The organism is Bacillus sp. 3103sda1 (genome assembly GCF_024159135.1).
In the GTDB taxonomy this organism is placed as follows: domain Bacteria; phylum Bacillota; class Bacilli; order Bacillales; family Bacillaceae_G; genus Bacillus_A; species Bacillus_A rhizoplanae.
The window spans coordinates 3,833,273-3,850,821 of sequence record NZ_JAMYWS010000001.1 but is presented as its reverse complement, the minus strand read 5'-3'; the positions used below and the strand labels follow the sequence as shown (position 1 = coordinate 3,850,821).

Below are 17,549 nucleotides of genomic sequence, written 5' to 3'. Positions count from 1 at the left end.
TATCATTTTTTGTACATCCCCCTAATATATATGGAAATAGCAAGAATTATAAAAGGGGGGACAAAAGTGATTGAAATCTGCTTTGAAGAAAAAAATGATGCTATTGTTATATATAAAGAGCTGAAAAAACGGACAGATGATATATATGCAGAAATAAGCATTTATTTGTACGAACAAATGGTGATTGTTCATATACCAATACAAGAATTATGCTACATTGATCGAGTGGTTATCCCTGTACTTGTTCAATATATTATAAATACAAAACAAGATGAATGGATAAGTGATATTTTAAAAGAGAAGTTTTACTATGGAGAGCGAGAAGAACGAATTCAAATTTTACATATGGCTCATTCTATTTTAAATGGGAGACGTAAGGGGCTAAACGATGCTCCTTCTAAACAAAGAGGGAAAGAATTGGTGGTTTCTTCCTTGCGGGGGTGGATGCATGATAAGATGTCTTTTTCGTTTGAAGCATACATTCGTTTTCGCTTGAGAAAGTACAATGAATTTTTATATCGCACTACAGAGATGGCGATAGATGAATATAAGTTAGAACAAGAGTATCAAATGTTTGTGGAAACGCTCCGGCAGCAAGTGAGCAGCCGGAAATCGCGTTTGTCATGCTTGCATCTTGTGTTTGATGACAGTTTTATTTTTTATGATGAAAAGGGAGCTCGTTTAAAACAAGATAAACTTGTTCAGTATATAGAAGAAGAATTACTCTCTCAAAAAGGCTTGTACATTGATCCGAATATTATGGCACCGCTTCTTTCAATCTCGCCTAAAACAATTCATCTGTATACGAAAGAGCAAGATCATAATATGATTGTGACAATTCAAAATGTGTTTCAAGAGAGAGTACAACTATATGCGCTTCATGAATTTGAAAAGAATGTGAAAAATTATAAAAATAAAGGGAACGCCCTTGATTTTCTAAATTTTTGAGCATATAATTACGTACATACATGAAAATACATTAAAATGTTACGATGAGGACATGAGTAATTGTCTACGATTCTCAGAGAGGGAAGCCTTAGGCTGTGAGCTTCTTAATACGAGATTATTACTTACCACCTCTGAACTTCAGCAGTGAACGAAATTCTAGTAATTGCTGACGGTAAATGCCGTTATAATGAACTTGAGCAGTTAACAATGCGTTAGCTGGAACAAGGGTGGAACCACGAATTCAACACTCGTCCCTTTTTATAGGGATGGGTGTTTTTTATTTTGACTATGAAAAAGGAGTGACCAAAGATGGCAGACGTAGTAAAAATTACATTCCCAGACGGAGCTGTGAAGGAATTTCCAAAAGGAATAACAACAGAAGATATTGCTGCTTCTATTAGCCCTGGCTTAAAGAAAAAAGCAATTGCAGGGAAATTAAACGAGGAAATGGTAGACTTACGTACACCGATTGAGCAAGATGGTGCGATTTCTATCGTTACATTAGATTCTGAAGATGGTTTATACATTTTACGCCACTCAACAGCTCACCTTTTAGCACAAGCATTAAAGCGTTTATATAAAGATGTGAAGCTTGGAATTGGGCCTGTTATTGAAAATGGTTTCTATTATGATATCGATATGGAAGAAGCAATTACAGTTGAAGACTTCCCGAAAATTGAAAAAGAAATGCAAAAGATTGTGAACGAGAACCTAGAAATCGTTCGTCATGAAGTACCACGTGCTGAAGCACTTCGTCGTTATGAAGAAATCGGCGATGAGTTAAAATTAGAATTGATTAATGATCTTCCAGAAGATGCGGTTATTTCAATTTATGAACAAGGCGAATTTTTCGATCTTTGCCGCGGAGTTCACCTTCCATCTACAGGGAAAATTAAAGTGTTTAAACTGTTAAGCGTTGCTGGTGCTTACTGGCGTGGAGATAGCGATAATAAAATGCTACAACGTATTTACGGTACTGCATTCGTGAAAAAAGCGGAATTAGATGAGCATCTACGTATGCTTGAAGAAGCGAAAGAGCGTGATCACCGTAAATTAGGTAAAGAGTTAAAACTATTTACAAATAGCCAAAAAGTAGGACAAGGTTTACCACTTTGGTTACCAAAAGGTGCAACAATCCGTCGAATTATCGAGCGTTACATTGTTGATAAAGAAGCAAGCTTAGGATATGACCACGTATATACTCCAGTATTAGGAAGCCGAGAGCTTTATGAAACTTCTGGTCACTGGAATCACTACCGAGATGGCATGTTCCCATCAATGGAAATGGATAATGAGGAATTAGTACTTCGTCCAATGAACTGCCCTCACCATATGATGGTTTATAAAAACGATATCCACAGCTATCGTGAATTACCGATCCGTATTGCAGAGCTTGGAACAATGCACCGTTATGAAATGTCTGGTGCATTATCTGGGTTACAACGTGTACGTGGGATGACTTTAAATGATGCGCACATTTTCGTTCGTCCAGACCAAATTAAAGAAGAATTAAAACGCGTTGTAAACTTAACTTTAGAAGTATACAAAGACTTCGGTTTAGAAGATTATTCATTCCGTTTATCTTATCGTGATCCAGAAGATACTAAAAAGTATTATGATGACGATGAAATGTGGGAAAGAGCACAAGGCATGTTAAAAGAAGCTATGGATGAAATGGGTCTTGAGTACTATGAAGCTGAAGGTGAAGCGGCATTCTACGGTCCGAAACTTGACGTGCAAGTTCGTACTGCGCTTGGAAAAGACGAAACACTTTCAACTGTACAATTAGACTTCTTACTTCCAGAACGCTTTGAGTTAACTTACATCGGTGAAGATGGTAAGCATCATCGTCCAGTTGTTATCCACCGCGGTGTTGTATCAACTATGGAACGCTTTGTTGCCTTCTTAATCGAAGAGTACAAAGGTGCATTCCCAACTTGGTTAGCACCAGTTCAAGTACAAGTAATTCCAGTTTCTCCGCAAGTACATTTAGACTATGCGAAGAAAGTACAAGAAGAATTACAACGTGCTGGTATTCGCGTTGAAGTGGATACTCGTGATGAGAAGATCGGTTATAAAATCCGCGAGGCACAAATGCAAAAAATCCCGTATATGCTTGTAGTAGGTGACAATGAAGTTGCTGAAACTGGTGTAAACGTACGTAAATACGGTGAACAAAAATCAGAAACAATCTCATTAGACGCTTTCGTTGACCTAATTAAAGCTGAAGGAAAACGATAAGAAAAAGTCGCGGTTCGTCCGCGGCTTTTTTTTGTATGTTTTGTTTGGTAATAAGAACCAAAGTTCGCTTATATAAAAAAATGTTGCATGTATTCGTTTTGTTTGTTACAATATTTTTTGTTGCTACTTAAGAAGATCGACTTCTTGACACGCATCACGTCCTATGATAGAATCATCAAGGATAATAGAATACGGATTTGTGGAACAAGTAGAAGCACCCGCTTCTCACCTGATTGACGCGAAAGCAGTTACCAGGTAAATGTATTTCTTACTTAAGATATTACAAGTGTGGGTGTCATATACCCGCACTTTTTTGTTTGGGTTCTGCCTTCCCAAAACGTATTCCCATAAAACCTTGGAGGTGGCTTACTATTAGCAAGGACATGATGATTAACGAGCAAATTCGTGCACGTGAAGTACGTTTAGTTGGTGCAAATGGTGATCAACTTGGAATTAAGTCTCGTCAAGAAGCATTAGACATGGCTGCAAACGTAAATCTTGATCTAGTATTAGTTGCTCCAAATGCGAAACCACCAGTATGCCGTATTATGGACTACGGAAAATTCCGCTTTGAGCAACAAAAGAAAGAAAAAGAGCAGCGCAAAAATCAAAAAATCATTAGTATGAAAGAAGTACGTTTAAGTCCAACAATTGATGAACATGACTTTAACACAAAACTTCGTAATGCTATTAAATTCTTGGAGAAAGGCGACAAAGTTAAAGCGTCTATTCGCTTTAAAGGTCGTGCTATTACTCATAAAGAAATCGGTCAACGTGTTTTAGATCGCTTCTCTGAAGCTTGTGCTGAAGTTAGTACAATTGAATCTAAGCCAAAAATGGAAGGACGTAGCATGTTCTTAGTTTTAGCACCGAAAAATGATAAGTAATAAATAGAGGAGGAAATCACTATGCCTAAACAGAAAACTCACCGCGGCGCTGCAAAGCGTTTCAAAAAAACAGGATCTGGTAAACTAAAGCGTTCTCACGCTTACACAAGCCACTTATTCGCTAACAAATCTACAAAAGCTAAACGTAAATTACGTAAAGCTGGTGTAGTAAGCGCTGGTGACTTCAAACGTATTCGTCAAATGCTTGACAACATGTAATTAATATTTTGTTCAGATAGATATCTAGGAGGGAAATAATATGCCAAGAGTAAAAGGTGGTACGGTTACTCGTAAACGTCGTAAAAAAATTATTAAATTAGCAAAAGGTTACTACGGTTCTAAACATACATTATACAAAGTTGCTAACCAACAAGTAATGAAATCTTTAATGTATGCGTTCCGTGACCGTCGTCAAAAGAAACGTGACTTCCGTAAATTATGGATCACTCGTATTAACGCAGCTGCTCGTATGAACGGTCTTTCTTACAGCCGTTTAATGAACGGTCTTAAAGTTGCTGGTATCGAAGTAAACCGCAAAATGCTTGCTGACCTAGCTGTTCATGACGAAAAAGCTTTCGCTGAATTAGCAACAGCTGCTAAAACTGCTTTAAATAAGTAATGATAAAAAATCCTTAGGACATTGTTCCTAAGGATTTTTTTGTTTTTCATAAATTAACATTGTTTTTGCTGAAATGGAAGAAAGAAAGATGAATGGACGTGTTGTACCATATATGACAAAATAAGCATAAAAGGCACAATAATATAGAAGAATAAAGATAAAAAGTCGGAGGGGGTCTCTGACTTTTTATCTTTATCGCGCATTAAGGGGTAGTAAGAACCCCCATTGATGGAAGTTTCACTTTATTTAGGTGTATAGTCATAAGCTCACTTATATACGGAAGAACGATGGTGATAAGGAGGAGTTTGACTTCAGACAATCATGTCTTTCCACGCGAAACTGACACTGTTATAATGTAAGAATGTAACTTGCTTATTTTCTTATATTTACCATTAGAATGGAACAATATCGGATAATGTTTATTGGATATTGAAGGAGGAGTACGTTTTGGATTTACTACAACTATTTAAATTACAAAAAGAATTAGATGATCGTATTGCGAGAGAACATAATTTAGAGCCGAAAAAGTTGTTAAAAGAAAAGATGCTAGCGCTTCTAGTGGAAATTGGAGAACTTGCAAACGAGACACGCTGCTTTAAATATTGGAGCAACAAGCCAGCATCTGAGCGTGCAATTGTACTAGAAGAGTATGTGGATGGGTTACATTTTATTTTATCTATCGGAATTGACTTAGGAATTGATAAAAATTTCTTATTTTATAAGTGTGCAATAACAAATAAAACACAGGTAGAAATTTTCTTAGATGCATATGCAAAAGTAATCCGTTTTAATGAACAGCCGTCTATTACGAATTATATTGAATTGTTTACGAGCTATCTTCGCCTAGGACAAGCACTTGATTTTGGTCAAGAAGAGATTGAAAAAGCATATTTAGATAAAAACGAAGTGAATCATCAGCGTCAAACAGAAGGATATTGATGAAATTTTTTGAACATTCTTTTCCGCTCTTGTATAATTAAAGAGATGAAGAAAAAGGAGGACATTGTCCAATGACAAAACTAGATGCGGCATTGACGATGCTAAAAGAACTAACAGACGCGCGTGGGATTGCTGGAAATGAACGTGAGCCTCGTGAAGTAATGAAGAAGTATATCGCACCGTTTGCTGATGAAGTATCAACAGATAACTTAGGAAGCTTAGTTGCGAAAAAAGTTGGTGACGGTAACGGCCCGAAAATTATGGTAGCTGGTCATTTAGATGAAGTTGGTTTTATGATTACGCAAATTGATGATAAAGGTTTCTTACGCTTCCAAACAGTTGGAGGCTGGTGGTCACAAGTTATGTTAGCGCAGCGCGTAACAATTGTTACGAGCAAAGGTGATGTAACGGGTGTCATTGGTTCGAAGCCACCTCATGTTCTATCAGTTGATGCTCGTAAAAAGCCGGTTGATATTAAAGATATGTTTATTGATATTGGTGCTTCTAGTAAAGAAGAGGCAATGGAGTGGGGCGTACGTCCAGGAGATCAAGTTGTACCATACTTCGAATTCCAAGTGATGAAAAATGAGAAAATGTTACTTGCAAAGGCATGGGATAACCGCATTGGTTGTGCAATCGCAATCGATGTTTTAAAACAATTAAAAGATGAAAAACATCCAAATATCGTATATGGTGTTGGAACGGTTCAAGAAGAAGTAGGTTTACGAGGTGCGAAAACATCTGCGAACTACATTCAACCGGATATTGCTTTTGCGGTAGATGTTGGTATCGCTGGAGATACACCGGGAATTAGTGAAAAAGAAGCACAAGGCAAAATGGGTGATGGCCCGCAAATTATTTTATATGATGCATCTATCGTTGGACATAAAGGTCTTCGTGATTTCGTTGTTGGTGTAGCAGATGAATTAAACATTCCATATCAATACGATGCACTTCCAGGCGGCGGAACGGATGCGGGGGCAATTCATGTTTCTGTGGATGGTATTCCAGCGATGGCAATTACAATTGCAACTCGCTATATTCATTCTCATGCTGCAATGCTGCATCGCGATGACTATGAAAACACAGTGAAGTTAATTGTAGAAGTTGTGAAACGTCTTGATGCTGAGGCTGTACATAACATTACATTTGATTAATATACGAAAGAGCGAAGGGACATTCCTTTCGCTCTTTTTCATTTAAATGGTGCTTCTAATCCAGCGGCTGCATACGGGCCTAAAATGATTAAACGAGATAGCTGCAAGGCCATATAATGAGGCGTATACGGCATATTTTGTCTTAACCAAGAAATAATCATCCCTAAATGTGCACCTGCCATATAACTAGTAAGAATATCACGAGGTACAATTAATTCTTCTTCATTTGGTTGTGAAAGAGAAAGGGCGTTAAGCAAATCCGTTTGAATTGCTTTCATCATTTGTGAGGAAAACTTCGGAATCCCATTCTCTCCAAGCATCACTTGATAAAAGAAAGCATGTTCAGCAATATGGCTAAATAAAGATAAAAAGATAGGATGAGGAGTATCAAAAGTAAGTTCAAACTCCTTCTTATCTAATTTTTTCGATTTGAGAATATCTGCTAATGCTGTTAACATTTCTGCAATGCTTTTGTCTAATAGATCATATTTGTCGTGATAATGACTATAAAAGGTAGCGCGGTTTACAGTTGCCTTTTCAGCAATGTCTTGAACCGTAATACCATCAAAACCTTTTTCATGTATTAAAGATATAAGAGCATCATGTATCGCTTGCCTCGTTCGTTTTACACGCGGGTCATTTGAATTTTTAATAGACATTTTCGTTCTCCTTGCTTTGTTTTTCATACTTTTTCAACACATATATAGGCGAATGTCGGAAAAACAACATATCGAAATAAATTGACGGTTGTCGTTCAAAATGAATTATTTATAATTATAAACGATATTCTTTTTCTTAGCACAAAATAAGGAGAGTATTTTGTGCCAGAAAAAGGGTTATTTTTTTGACTAGTCCTTAATAATATGAATGGTCAATATTATTAACTAAAATTGAAAATAAGGAGAGAACACAATGAGTCAAATTCGAAGAATGGTTATCATCAATATTATTACATTGATTGTGTTAGTTGGCGGCGGGTTTGCCGGCTATTATTATTACAATCAATCAACAAGTTATTTAAAAACGGACAATGCAAAAATTGATGGAAAAGTTGTACCAATTGCATCTCCAGTTGCTGGGAAATTAACAAGCTGGACAGCTGAAGTAGGAAAAAGTTATAGTGCTGGTGATAAAGTAGGTTCTGTAACGAGTAACGCTAGTGGCACAGCACAAGAAGTGGATATTACAGTTCCGACAAATGCAACGCTTGTTCAATCGAATGCAACGCAAGATTCTTACATTGCTCCAGGAGCACCGCTTGCGTACGCTTATAATATGAGCGACTTATGGGTAACGGCAAACATTAAAGAAACAGACATCGACGATATTCAAAAAGGGCAAGATGTAGATGTATATGTAGATGCATATCCTAATACAACATTAACAGGAAAAGTAGAACAAATTGGTTTAACAACAGCAAATACATTCTCTATGCTACCATCTAGTAATGCAACAGCAAACTATACGAAAGTAACACAAGTTATTCCAGTTAAAATTTCATTAGACCATAATAAATCACTAAATATTGTCCCAGGCATGAATGTCACAGTTCGGATTCATAAGTAAGGGGGAATGAAATATGTCCTCGATCTTTATTGCAGGATACGCTCTTTTATGTATTGTCGTGTTCATTATTGTAAATCGTGTTTTTAGAAAGAAAAAAACACAAAGGATAGAAGAACCGGTTCAAGCAGTTTTAAAGGATACAAAAGAGGCAGTAATAAAACAAGAAATATCAGAAGGTATTGAAGAGAGAGCTCAAGAACAAGAAATTGTAGAAGAAACAATTGAAAAACAAGAAGCATCAGAACTTGTAAAAGCACCGGTACAAGAACAAAAAGCGGAAAGTAAAGAACCGAAAGCTTCTCGGCCTCAGACGGCTCTCCCTGATTTTAACGTGAAGGTCGTTTTGGCTGTTCTTATTTCCGGGATGTTCGTTTCGATTTTGAATCAAACATTAATTAACGTTGCTTTACCGTCCTTAATGAATGAATTTAATGTATCGACATCTACAGCGCAGTGGCTTACAACAGGTTTTATGCTTGTGAACGGGGTATTAGTACCGGTTAGTGCGTTTTTAGTTTCGCGGTTTACGTATCGAAACTTATTTTTAGCAGCCATGATATTCTTTACAGTCGGTTCGATGATTTGTGCGATATCCGGAAACTTTACGATGATGATGACAGGACGTATCATTCAAGCTGTTGGTGCCGGTATTTTAATGCCTGTTGGAATGAATATTTTTATGGCAATCTTCCCGCCTCATAAACGCGGGGCAGCGATGGGATTGCTCGGTTTTGCAATGATTTTAGCACCTGCCATTGGGCCGACGATTACAGGATGGATCATTCAAAACTATAAATGGAATGTGATATTCTATGCGATGTTTATTATTGGTTTATTCATTATTGTATTAGCACTAAAATATTTCACGCTAAAACAGCCAGTGTCAAAGGCAACGCTGGATACGTATGGTGTTATCACTTCTAGTATCGGCCTTGGAAGCTTACTATATGGTTTTAGTGAGGCAGGAAATAAAGGCTGGGGTAGTGCGGAAGTTATCATTGCGATTATTATTGGAGTTATTGGACTAAGTTTATTTATATGGAGACAGTTAACGACTGACAATAAAATATTAGATCTTCGTGTATTCAGCTACTCTGCATTTACTTCGACGCTGATAATTAATGCAATTGTTACGATGGCGCTATATGGTGGTATGCTATTACTTCCTATATATTTACAAAACATCCGTGGATTTACGCCAATTGTTTCCGGATTATTACTTCTTCCAGGATCTTTAATTATGGGACTGATGGGACCATTTTCCGGAAGGCTATTTGATAAATACGGGATTCGGCCGCTTGCAATTTTTGGATTACTCCTTACAACATACGCAACATACCAATTTACACATTTAACATTAGAAACACCTTCTATTCAAATTATGATAGATTATATTATTCGTTCGTTTGGGATGTCCTTTATTATGATGCCAATCTCGACAGCAGGGATGAATGCTCTGCCAAGGCAACTGATTTCGCATGGAACAGCAATGCAAAATACAGCAAAGCAAGTTGCTGGTTCTATTGGGACTGCGCTTTTAATTACAATTATGACGCAGCAAACGACAAATCATATGGCAGACTATGCAAATGCGATTACAACAACAAACCCGATTATTGTAAACAAACTATCTCAATTGGGGCAAAGTATTGGTGCATTGACAGGATCAGCTCAGGCAGGAAACGCGTTAAGCTCGCAAATGCTATTTGGGCAAGTTTCGAAGATGTCCGTTATTAACGGAATTAATGATGCGTTCTGGATTGCAACAATGTTAACAGCTATTGCCTTGTTCTTATCATTTTTCTTACAATCAGGAAATAAGGTGAACAAAAAAGCAGAGAGATGATGTAAGTAGTTCGGTTATGAAGGTTAATTAATAGACTAAATAACAAGCAAAATGGCATTGTTTTGAACAATGGAATCGTATAAAGAAACGCAGAGATTTTGAAATCTCTGCGTTTTTCTGTTATGAAATGGTGTTCTTTTTTTATTCCGCTATTCGCGGGTAGTAAGAGTCCGATTGGCGGACTTTCCATCAGTGGGGAATGAAGCCCCCACACTGATGGAAGTGTCACTTTGTATGTTAATGTTTTATAAGTTTTGTCTGTCCTTTTCCTTCATTTGCAGAAATGTGCAAATGGGATGGTGTATGTGTTTGTAATTCGCGATCTATCATCTGATCTAATCGCTTGATCGCTTGCAGTGCTTTTTCATAAGAGATTGTTCGATAGTGATGTGTTCCCCCTGGTTCCTCATCTGCTTCGTCTGCCCATTTAATAATATTTTGCAGAGGCGTTCTTTCAAGTGTTTGCTCTAGTAGAAAAGAATCAGTGTGCAGGAGAATGGCAACAGAAATTTCTTTTGCTTGATTAGGGTGTTCTCCTAATCGGATTAGCAATTTATGAGCTCTTTCCGCTCCTTTAATAGCGTGTATATCATTCTTTTTATACAATTCATAGTCCCATTTCCCATCGCGATACCATGTGTGATGTCCGATATCATGAAGAAAACCAGACTTTGTTGCCGCATCGACTGAGGCGTGATGCTTTTTGGCTAAGTGGAACGCGTGGTAAGCGACAGCAATCGCATGAACCATTCCAGATCGGTTTACATATTTTTGGGTGATGGGATGCTGAAAAATTTGTTCAAGTGTAACACGGCGCATAAAACATTCACTCCTTTCATTCAGTGCAGTGTATTATAGAGAAAAAACAATAGCTATAAATATATTTTGAACATTTTACTACATCATTGTTATGTTAGTAAAGTAATTAATGATGTAATAGAAAAATTTTTTTCTGTTATGATCCCTTTTCAAGAGCATAACTAAATTACATCATTTCATAGAAAAATATCCCTATTACAACAAGCGAAAATAAAGTAATTCCTACACGTTTAATGCTAGTTATTTGATTGCGCGCCCCGCTAATTCCTCCTAATAAACTAGCAATAGCTAACATACCCCAGTACATAGACGTTGAAAGTGGGAGAGACTGTTCGACATCCCTTCCTATCCCTGCAGAAATAATAGGCAGGAGAACGAGTGAAAAACAAACGATTCCCATTAGAAAAATAAACCATTTTTTATGTATTGCTCCTCTTATAATGAAAAATAACCCTCCGCCAATGCCGCATAGTATAAGAACGGGTACGAAAAGGATCCAAAGTAAGATAAACATATATAAGAAAACCTCCTATGTAATAAGTTATATTTTATAACAGGAGGTTTATTTTGGATATTATAAAAAAATATGGATATTTGATAGAAATCCACGATATACAATCGAAATAATAAGTGTAGAACGTTTGAGGTAATTGTTAAATAATAAATAAAACGAATTATCCAAAGTAAGATAAAAAGCATATGGATATTCTTGTATTGTGAGTTGTATTTCACGCTATTGATTTTTATTTTTGATAGGAAAAAAGAATCTAGTATTTGCTAGAGGAGGCCATGTTGTTATGGTTGATAGAAGAGATAAACAAATTATTGACCATGATATAGAGCAAGACATCCAAAATCTTACTGACACAGAAATCATGCTTAATTTTGGAGATACTTTAACAAAATGATCAAGAATTGTCCAAATGCCTATTTCACATATCTGTATTCGGTCATATAAATATGGTAACCCTATAAAGAAAGGATTTGACTTTATGGCTCTTTTAACTAACTGTGAAACCTGCACTCCTCCTGCGGGTTCAACACCTATTCTCACTCTGAATGTACCTGGTGGACTTGCTATTAACCTATTGGGAATTCATATTGAAGCTTGCCCAATCTGTATTACAGTATTCACTGGTGATGGTACACTAACAGCTCAACAACAAGACATTGTAAACAACCTTCTTCAGACTGTTCGTATTTTTAATCCGAATATTACGAATTTTCAAAAGTAAATAAACTAATAAGTGTATAGATATATTAATTAGCCTTCGGTTTTCTCTGCAAGGCTTTTTTATCCCGCATTAACGGGTAGTAAGACCCCACCTCAAGATTCAGAGAGAATCGAAGAAGATAGGTGGGGTCTTACTACTAGCATGCGCCCGATTAGTTCAACTAACCATCGGTGGGGGAGAAATTCCTTATTTTCTTAAGCCTTGCTCCAACGTAGATAACATTTCATGCTTTTCATTTTCATCAGCATTTTTCCAAATCACTTCAAATAAAACGCCAAGCCCTGGAAGCATTTTTTCTTCACCGCTTTGAATGGCATCGACAATTGTTTCTTGTAATTGGTTTTGCGTATTTCCAGATACGTTTGCTAATACAGCATTGCGTAAATTAAAGTTCATCATTTTCACCTCTTTTTAGGAATGGAAACTGACATTAGTTTTTGTTCTTTTTTATGTAAATATGTATGAAAAATAGGCTATAATGAGAAGACAAGAAGAGAGGGAAATACATATTATGAAAAACATTGATTCAGTACAAAATCCGCGCGTGAAGCAGTGGAAAAAGCTGCAGACGAAAAAAGAGCGCGATAAAAAAGGACTATTTTTTGTAGAAGGATTCCATTTAGTTGAGGAAGCTTTAAAAGCAGGAGTTGTAATAGAGCTTATCGTTTGGGATCAAACAGATCTTCCGAAAGATTGGGCAGTTATCGATGTTGAAATGTACATTGTGCCTGAGGCAATTGTAAAAATGTTACGGGAAACGGAAACAACACAAGGCGTATTTGCGGTTTGTGAGAAGCAAGAAAAAGAAGTACATTTGACAGATGGAAAGCTCTTATTACTTGACGGTCTGCAAGACCCAGGTAACTTAGGGACAATTATTCGTACAGCAGATGCAGCTGGTATTCATGCCGTTGTGCTTGGAGAAGGATGTGTTGATGTTTATAACAGTAAAGTACTGCGTTCTACACAAGGCTCTGTATTCCATTTACCAATTGTAAAAGGAAACTTAGAAGAATGGGTAGACAAGCTAAAAGAAAAGAACGTTCCTGTATACGGAACAGCTCTTGAAAATGGGGTTCCATACGGTGAAGTAACGCCGACGGGAAGTTTTGCATTAATTGTAGGAAACGAAGGAAATGGTGTACGCCAAGAGATTCTTTCCAAATGTGATCAAAACTTGTATATTCCGATTTACGGGGGAGCAGAATCATTAAATGTTGCGGTTGCAGCAGGGATTTTAACGTATTATTTACAAACTCCAGTTGCGAATCGATAAAAAACTTTTTATAATAAATTGAAGTATAATACTAAAAAATGTTGATAGAGAAGAGTAACTTACAAAATCGCTATGTAGGGAGAGAGTGCCATAGACTGAAAGCACTCTTATAGTAGACGTGAGTGAATTCACCTCTGGAGTTGACGCCAGGACCATTTATATGTAAAGGCGTTCCGGTTTAAAAAGCCGTTATAATAATGAAGTGGGCAGACTCGTTCTGTCAATTTAGGGTGGTACCGCGAATTTACCTCGTCCCTTTTTAGGGAGCGAGGTTTTTTTATTTTTAAAATTAGGAGGGTTCCAAATGGAAGCACGTTTAAAAGAGCTAAAGCAAGAAGCACTGCAGCTGATTGAAGAAGCGAAAGAGCTAAAGGGCTTAAATGATGTACGCGTTGCGTATTTAGGAAAAAAAGGTCCAATTACAGAAGTACTGCGTGGTATGGGGAAATTATCTCCAGAAGAGCGTCCACGTATGGGAGCTTTAGTAAACGAAGTACGCGAAGCAATTCAAACACGTTTAGAAGAAAAAATTAATCATTTAGAAAAAGCGGTAATCGAAGCGAAATTAGCATCTGAAACAATTGATGTAACATTACCAGGCCGTCCTGTAAATACAGGTTGTCATCATCCGTTAACAGCGGTTGTTGAACAAATTGAAGATTTATTCATCGGTATGGGCTATGAAGTTGCTGAAGGTCCAGAAGTAGAAAAAGATTATTACAACTTCGAAGCGTTAAACTTACCAAAAGATCACCCAGCACGCGATATGCAAGATTCTTTCTACATTACAGAAGAAATGTTGCTTCGTACACATACATCTTCTGTGCAAGCAAGAACGATGGAAAAGAATACAGAAAAAGGCCCAATTAAAATTATTTGCCCTGGTAAAGTATATCGCCGCGATGATGATGATGCGACGCACTCTCATCAGTTCATGCAAATTGAAGGTCTTGTAATCGATAAAAACATTCGTATGAGTGATTTAAAAGGTACATTACAAGCATTTGCGAAGAAGATGTTTGGTGAAGACCGTGAAATTCGCCTTCGTCCAAGTTTCTTCCCATTCACAGAGCCATCTGTTGAAATGGATATTTCTTGTATGATGTGTCATGGAAAAGGTTGCGGCACATGTAAAGGAACTGGCTGGATTGAAATTTTAGGTGCAGGTATGGTTCATCCAAACGTACTTGAAATGGCTGGCTATGATTCAAAAGAATATCAAGGCTTCGCGTTCGGCATGGGTGCAGAGCGTATTGCGATGTTAAAGTACGGCATTGATGACATTCGTCATTTCTATACAAACGATGTACGTTTCTTACAACAATTCAAACGAGCGTAAGGGAAGGAGAGATAAAGAATGTTCGTATCATATCGTTGGTTACAAGAGTATGTAGATATTAAAGATGTAACAGCACAAGAATTAGCTGATAAAATTACGAAAAGCGGTATCGAAGTAGAAGGCGTTGAAGTATTAAATAAAGGCGTAAAAGGTGTTGTAGTTGGTCACGTATTAGAGTGCGAAAAACACCCGGAAGCTGATAAGTTAAGCAAATGCTTAATCGACATCGGTGAAGAAGAGCCAGTTCAAATCATTTGCGGTGCTCCTAACATTGCGAAAGGTTTAAAAGTACCAGTTGCAAAAGTTGGCGCTGTTCTTCCTGGTAACTTCAAAATTAAAAAAGCAAAACTACGCGGTGAAGCTTCTCACGGTATGGTTTGTTCCTTACAAGAGCTTGGTATTGATGGAAAATTAGTTGCAAAAGATTATGCAGAAGGTATTTTCATCTTCCCAAGTGATGCAGAAGTTGGCACAGATGCATTAGAAATCTTAAACCTACATGATGAAGTACTTGAACTAGGTTTAACACCGAACCGTGCAGACTGCTTAAACATGTTAGGTGTTGCATACGAAGTAGCAGCAATTTACGGCCGTGAAGTGAAACTTCCAGCAGCAGACTTACAAGAAGCAGCAGAGAAAACATCTGATTACATTTCTGTAAGTGTAGAAGCAACAGAGCAAAACCCATTATACATTGCAAAAATGGTGAAAAACGTAAAAGTTGGTCCATCACCAATTTGGATGCAAACGCGCCTAATGGCAGCTGGCATTCGTCCAATTAGCAATGTAGTTGATATTACAAACTATATCTTAATTGAATATGGTCAACCGTTACATGCATTTGACTATGATAAATTAGGATCAAAAGAAATTGTTGTTCGTCTTGCACAAGAAGGCGAGAAAATGACAACATTAGACGATCAAGAGCGTACATTACAAGCTCATCACCTTGTGATTACAAACGGTACAAAAGCGTTAGCTGTTGCCGGGGTAATGGGCGGAGCAAACTCTGAAGTAGATAATGATACAGTAAACGTATTAATCGAGTCTGCATATTTTGCAGGTCAAACAGTGCGCCGCACATCAAAGGACTTAGGTCTTCGCAGCGAATCAAGTGCTCGTTTTGAAAAGGGCATCGACCCAACACGTACATTCGAAGCGATTCAACACGCAGCAGCATTAATGGCAAAATATGCTGGCGGCGAAGCGTTAGAAGGCGTTGTAGAAGTTGATCACTTACAAGTAGAAGGGCGTACAGTATCTGTTACAGTTGAAAAAATTAACCGTGTATTAGGTACAGAGATCTCTGCTGGTCAAGTGAATACAATTTTCACAAACTTAAAGTTCCCATTCACAGAAGTAGAAGGAACATTCCATGTGGACGTACCAGCACGTCGTCCTGATATTACAATTCCAGAAGATTTAGTAGAAGAAGTAGGTCGTTTATACGGATACGACCATATTCCTTCAACATTACCAACTGGTACAATTACACGTGGTAAATTAACAGCAGCGCAAACAAAGCGTCGTAAAGTACGCCGTTATTTAGAAGGCGCTGGGTTATATGAAGCGATTACGTATTCATTAACAAGTGCTGAAAAAGCAAAACAATATATGGTTGAGTCAAACGAAAAGACACCTGTGAACCTTGCACTTCCAATGAGTGAAGAGCGCAGTCAGCTTCGTTTAAGCCTAGTACCGCAATTATTAGAAGCAGTAGCTTATAACAATGCTCGTAAAGTAGATAACGTTGCATTATACGAAGTAGGTTCTGTATTCTTACCAACAGTAGAAGGTGAACTTCCGAAAGAAGAACAACATATTGCTGGGGTTATGACAGGGCTTACTCTTCATCATCAATGGCAAGGTGAGAAGAAGGTTGTTGACTTCTTCGTTATGAAAGGTGTATTAGAAGGATTATTTGACGTACTTGGCGTTGCTAAGAACATCACGTATGTACCAGCAAAACGTGAAGGCATGCACCCAGGCCGTACAGCTGACATTTTACTAGACGGTGAAGTTATTGGCTTCATCGGTCAATTACATCCAGAAGCACAAAAACAATTAGATGTAAAAGAAACGTACGTATTCGAATTGTCTCTTGTAAAAGTATTTGGTGCAGATGTAGAAGAAACATACTACACTACAATTCCACGTTTCCCATCTATGACACGTGATATGGCTGTTGTTGTAGCTACTGAAGTAAAAGCTGGCGAAATGAAGCAAACAATTGCTGAAGCAGGCGGAGCACTTTTAAAAGAAGTAACATTATTCGACTTATATGAAGGCGAAAAAATGGAAGAAGGCAAAAAATCACTTGCATTCTCTATGAACTACTTCGACCCAGAACGTACATTAACAGATGAAGAAGTAACAGAAGCACATAGCCGTGTATTAGCAGCGGTAGAAGAGAAATTTGGTGCGGAGTTACGTAAATAATAAAAAACAGCTGTCGGAAAAAATTCCGGCAGCTATTTTTTTATAGGGAGAATTCATGTCGTATGTTGTAGAAGAGTCGATATATAGAACGATAACTTGCATCTTTGCCTCGAATGTAGTACATTAATTTTAGTTTAACAAAATGAAAGACGATGATAAGGAAAAGTAGTATATACTATAATCCAAAGCGAGTCAGGGACGGTGCAAGCCTGATGAGGCGGTATATGTGAAGAACACC

At 37.5% G+C, this 17,549-nt stretch carries 17 protein-coding genes, 1 pseudogene and 4 other annotated features (1 of these 22 cut by a window edge); of the genes and pseudogenes, 14 read left to right on the top strand and 4 right to left on the bottom strand.

Going from position 1 to position 17,549, the window contains the following annotated elements; translation table 11 throughout:
- Positions 1 to 66 precede the first annotated feature (66 nt).
- The 7 genes from ytxC (at position 67) to NKR74_RS19315 (ending at position 6,791) form a co-directional block, all read left to right on the top strand.
- The gene (gene ytxC / locus NKR74_RS19345; RefSeq protein WP_098305301.1) at positions 67 to 948 is read left to right on the top strand and encodes a putative sporulation protein YtxC; all 882 of its coding nucleotides are present in this window, start codon (positions 67 to 69) and stop codon (positions 946 to 948) included.
- A gap of 32 nt (positions 949 to 980) precedes the next feature.
- Positions 981 to 1,207 (top strand) — a binding site (T-box leader).
- A gap of 50 nt (positions 1,208 to 1,257) precedes the next feature.
- Positions 1,258 to 3,189, top strand: coding sequence for a threonine--tRNA ligase (gene thrS / locus NKR74_RS19340; protein ID WP_098305299.1), 1,932 nt, complete (start codon positions 1,258 to 1,260; stop codon positions 3,187 to 3,189).
- Between the two features lie 200 nt (positions 3,190 to 3,389).
- Positions 3,390 to 3,510: a sequence feature (ribosomal protein L20 leader region), on the top strand.
- Positions 3,511 to 3,572: 62 nt separating this feature from the next.
- Positions 3,573 to 4,076 (top strand): translation initiation factor IF-3, encoded by a 504-nt coding sequence (gene infC, locus NKR74_RS19335; protein WP_020060081.1) that lies wholly within the window; start codon positions 3,573 to 3,575, stop codon positions 4,074 to 4,076.
- 21 nt (positions 4,077 to 4,097) lie between these two features.
- Positions 4,098 to 4,295, top strand: coding sequence for a 50S ribosomal protein L35 (gene rpmI / locus NKR74_RS19330; protein WP_020060080.1), 198 nt, complete (start codon positions 4,098 to 4,100; stop codon positions 4,293 to 4,295).
- 40 nt (positions 4,296 to 4,335) lie between these two features.
- Entirely contained in the window at positions 4,336 to 4,695 is a 360-nt protein-coding gene (gene rplT / locus NKR74_RS19325) for a 50S ribosomal protein L20 (protein ID WP_154709926.1), read from the top strand.
- 447 nt (positions 4,696 to 5,142) lie between these two features.
- A complete protein-coding gene (locus tag NKR74_RS19320) occupies positions 5,143 to 5,634 on the top strand; it encodes a dUTP diphosphatase (protein ID WP_098305295.1) in 492 nt (163 codons plus the stop codon).
- 71 nt (positions 5,635 to 5,705) lie between these two features.
- Positions 5,706 to 6,791, top strand: coding sequence for a M42 family metallopeptidase (locus tag NKR74_RS19315; protein ID WP_098305293.1), 1,086 nt, complete (start codon positions 5,706 to 5,708; stop codon positions 6,789 to 6,791).
- A 38-nt stretch (positions 6,792 to 6,829) separates the two neighbouring features.
- On the opposite strand, the gene NKR74_RS19310 is transcribed toward NKR74_RS19315, so the two are convergent.
- Positions 6,830 to 7,450, bottom strand: a complete 621-nt coding sequence (locus NKR74_RS19310; protein WP_098305291.1) for a TetR/AcrR family transcriptional regulator — start codon at positions 7,448 to 7,450, stop codon at positions 6,830 to 6,832.
- A gap of 253 nt (positions 7,451 to 7,703) precedes the next feature.
- Between NKR74_RS19310 and NKR74_RS19305 the strand changes: the two genes are divergently transcribed.
- The 3 genes and pseudogenes from NKR74_RS19305 (at position 7,704) to NKR74_RS19300 (ending at position 10,203) form a co-directional block, all read left to right on the top strand.
- On the top strand, positions 7,704 to 8,357 hold the full coding sequence (locus tag NKR74_RS19305; protein ID WP_098305289.1) for an HlyD family secretion protein: 654 nt from the start codon (positions 7,704 to 7,706) through the stop codon (positions 8,355 to 8,357).
- A 13-nt stretch (positions 8,358 to 8,370) separates the two neighbouring features.
- Positions 8,371 to 8,565 (top strand): annotated as a pseudogene (locus NKR74_RS24185) (MFS transporter); the annotation flags it as partial.
- Complete coding sequence (locus NKR74_RS19300; RefSeq protein WP_375337708.1) at positions 8,563 to 10,203, top strand: DHA2 family efflux MFS transporter permease subunit; 1,641 nt, start codon at positions 8,563 to 8,565, stop codon at positions 10,201 to 10,203. The pseudogene NKR74_RS24185 and the gene NKR74_RS19300, both read left to right, overlap by 3 nt.
- A 237-nt stretch (positions 10,204 to 10,440) precedes the next feature.
- On the opposite strand, the gene NKR74_RS19295 is transcribed toward NKR74_RS19300, so the two are convergent.
- A complete protein-coding gene (locus tag NKR74_RS19295) occupies positions 10,441 to 11,022 on the bottom strand; it encodes an HD domain-containing protein (protein WP_253630542.1) in 582 nt (193 codons plus the stop codon).
- 166 nt (positions 11,023 to 11,188) lie between these two features.
- Positions 11,189 to 11,536: an ammonia permease gene (locus NKR74_RS19290; RefSeq protein ID WP_098305284.1), complete on the bottom strand. Its 348-nt coding sequence runs from the start codon at positions 11,534 to 11,536 to the stop codon at positions 11,189 to 11,191.
- Positions 11,537 to 12,014: 478 nt separating this feature from the next.
- Here NKR74_RS19290 and NKR74_RS19285 point away from each other — a divergent pair, with 478 nt between their 5' ends.
- Positions 12,015 to 12,257 carry a hypothetical protein gene (locus NKR74_RS19285; protein WP_098305282.1) on the top strand — a complete coding sequence of 81 codons (243 nt, stop codon included), beginning with the start codon at positions 12,015 to 12,017 and terminating at the stop codon, positions 12,255 to 12,257.
- A gap of 186 nt (positions 12,258 to 12,443) precedes the next feature.
- Here the strand turns inward: NKR74_RS19285 and sspI are convergent, their stop codons facing one another.
- Entirely contained in the window at positions 12,444 to 12,653 is a 210-nt protein-coding gene (gene sspI / locus NKR74_RS19280) for a small acid-soluble spore protein SspI (RefSeq protein WP_098305280.1), read from the bottom strand.
- Between the two features lie 82 nt (positions 12,654 to 12,735).
- Here sspI and NKR74_RS19275 point away from each other — a divergent pair, with 82 nt between their 5' ends.
- From NKR74_RS19275 to pheT, 3 genes are all read left to right on the top strand, one after another.
- Complete coding sequence (locus tag NKR74_RS19275) at positions 12,736 to 13,533, top strand: TrmH family RNA methyltransferase (protein WP_253630541.1); 798 nt, start codon at positions 12,736 to 12,738, stop codon at positions 13,531 to 13,533.
- Between the two features lie 32 nt (positions 13,534 to 13,565).
- Positions 13,566 to 13,793, top strand: a binding site (T-box leader).
- Between the two features lie 44 nt (positions 13,794 to 13,837).
- Positions 13,838 to 14,872: a phenylalanine--tRNA ligase subunit alpha gene (gene pheS, locus NKR74_RS19270; RefSeq protein ID WP_098305276.1), complete on the top strand. Its 1,035-nt coding sequence runs from the start codon at positions 13,838 to 13,840 to the stop codon at positions 14,870 to 14,872.
- A gap of 18 nt (positions 14,873 to 14,890) precedes the next feature.
- Positions 14,891 to 17,311 (top strand): phenylalanine--tRNA ligase subunit beta, encoded by a 2,421-nt coding sequence (gene pheT, locus NKR74_RS19265; RefSeq protein ID WP_253630540.1) that lies wholly within the window; start codon positions 14,891 to 14,893, stop codon positions 17,309 to 17,311.
- A 143-nt stretch (positions 17,312 to 17,454) separates the two neighbouring features.
- Positions 17,455 to 17,549 (top strand) — a binding site (T-box leader) (it continues 159 nt past the right edge of the window).

Coding starts and splice junctions, on each gene's coding strand:
- thrS (WP_098305299.1), top strand. CDS start 1,258: ATGGCAGACGTAGTAAAAATTACATTCCCAGACGGAGCTGTGAAGGAA.
- NKR74_RS19285 (WP_098305282.1), top strand. CDS start 12,015: ATGGCTCTTTTAACTAACTGTGAAACCTGCACTCCTCCTGCGGGTTCA.
- rplT (WP_154709926.1), top strand. CDS start 4,336: ATGCCAAGAGTAAAAGGTGGTACGGTTACTCGTAAACGTCGTAAAAAA.
- NKR74_RS19295 (WP_253630542.1), bottom strand. CDS start 11,022: ATGCGCCGTGTTACACTTGAACAAATTTTTCAGCATCCCATCACCCAA.
- pheS (WP_098305276.1), top strand. CDS start 13,838: ATGGAAGCACGTTTAAAAGAGCTAAAGCAAGAAGCACTGCAGCTGATT.
- infC (WP_020060081.1), top strand. CDS start 3,573: ATGATGATTAACGAGCAAATTCGTGCACGTGAAGTACGTTTAGTTGGT.
- NKR74_RS19305 (WP_098305289.1), top strand. CDS start 7,704: ATGAGTCAAATTCGAAGAATGGTTATCATCAATATTATTACATTGATT.
- NKR74_RS19310 (WP_098305291.1), bottom strand. CDS start 7,450: ATGTCTATTAAAAATTCAAATGACCCGCGTGTAAAACGAACGAGGCAA.
- NKR74_RS19315 (WP_098305293.1), top strand. CDS start 5,706: ATGACAAAACTAGATGCGGCATTGACGATGCTAAAAGAACTAACAGAC.
- NKR74_RS19290 (WP_098305284.1), bottom strand. CDS start 11,536: ATGTTTATCTTACTTTGGATCCTTTTCGTACCCGTTCTTATACTATGC.
- pheT (WP_253630540.1), top strand. CDS start 14,891: ATGTTCGTATCATATCGTTGGTTACAAGAGTATGTAGATATTAAAGAT.
- sspI (WP_098305280.1), bottom strand. CDS start 12,653: ATGAACTTTAATTTACGCAATGCTGTATTAGCAAACGTATCTGGAAAT.
- rpmI (WP_020060080.1), top strand. CDS start 4,098: ATGCCTAAACAGAAAACTCACCGCGGCGCTGCAAAGCGTTTCAAAAAA.
- NKR74_RS19275 (WP_253630541.1), top strand. CDS start 12,736: ATGAGAAGACAAGAAGAGAGGGAAATACATATTATGAAAAACATTGAT.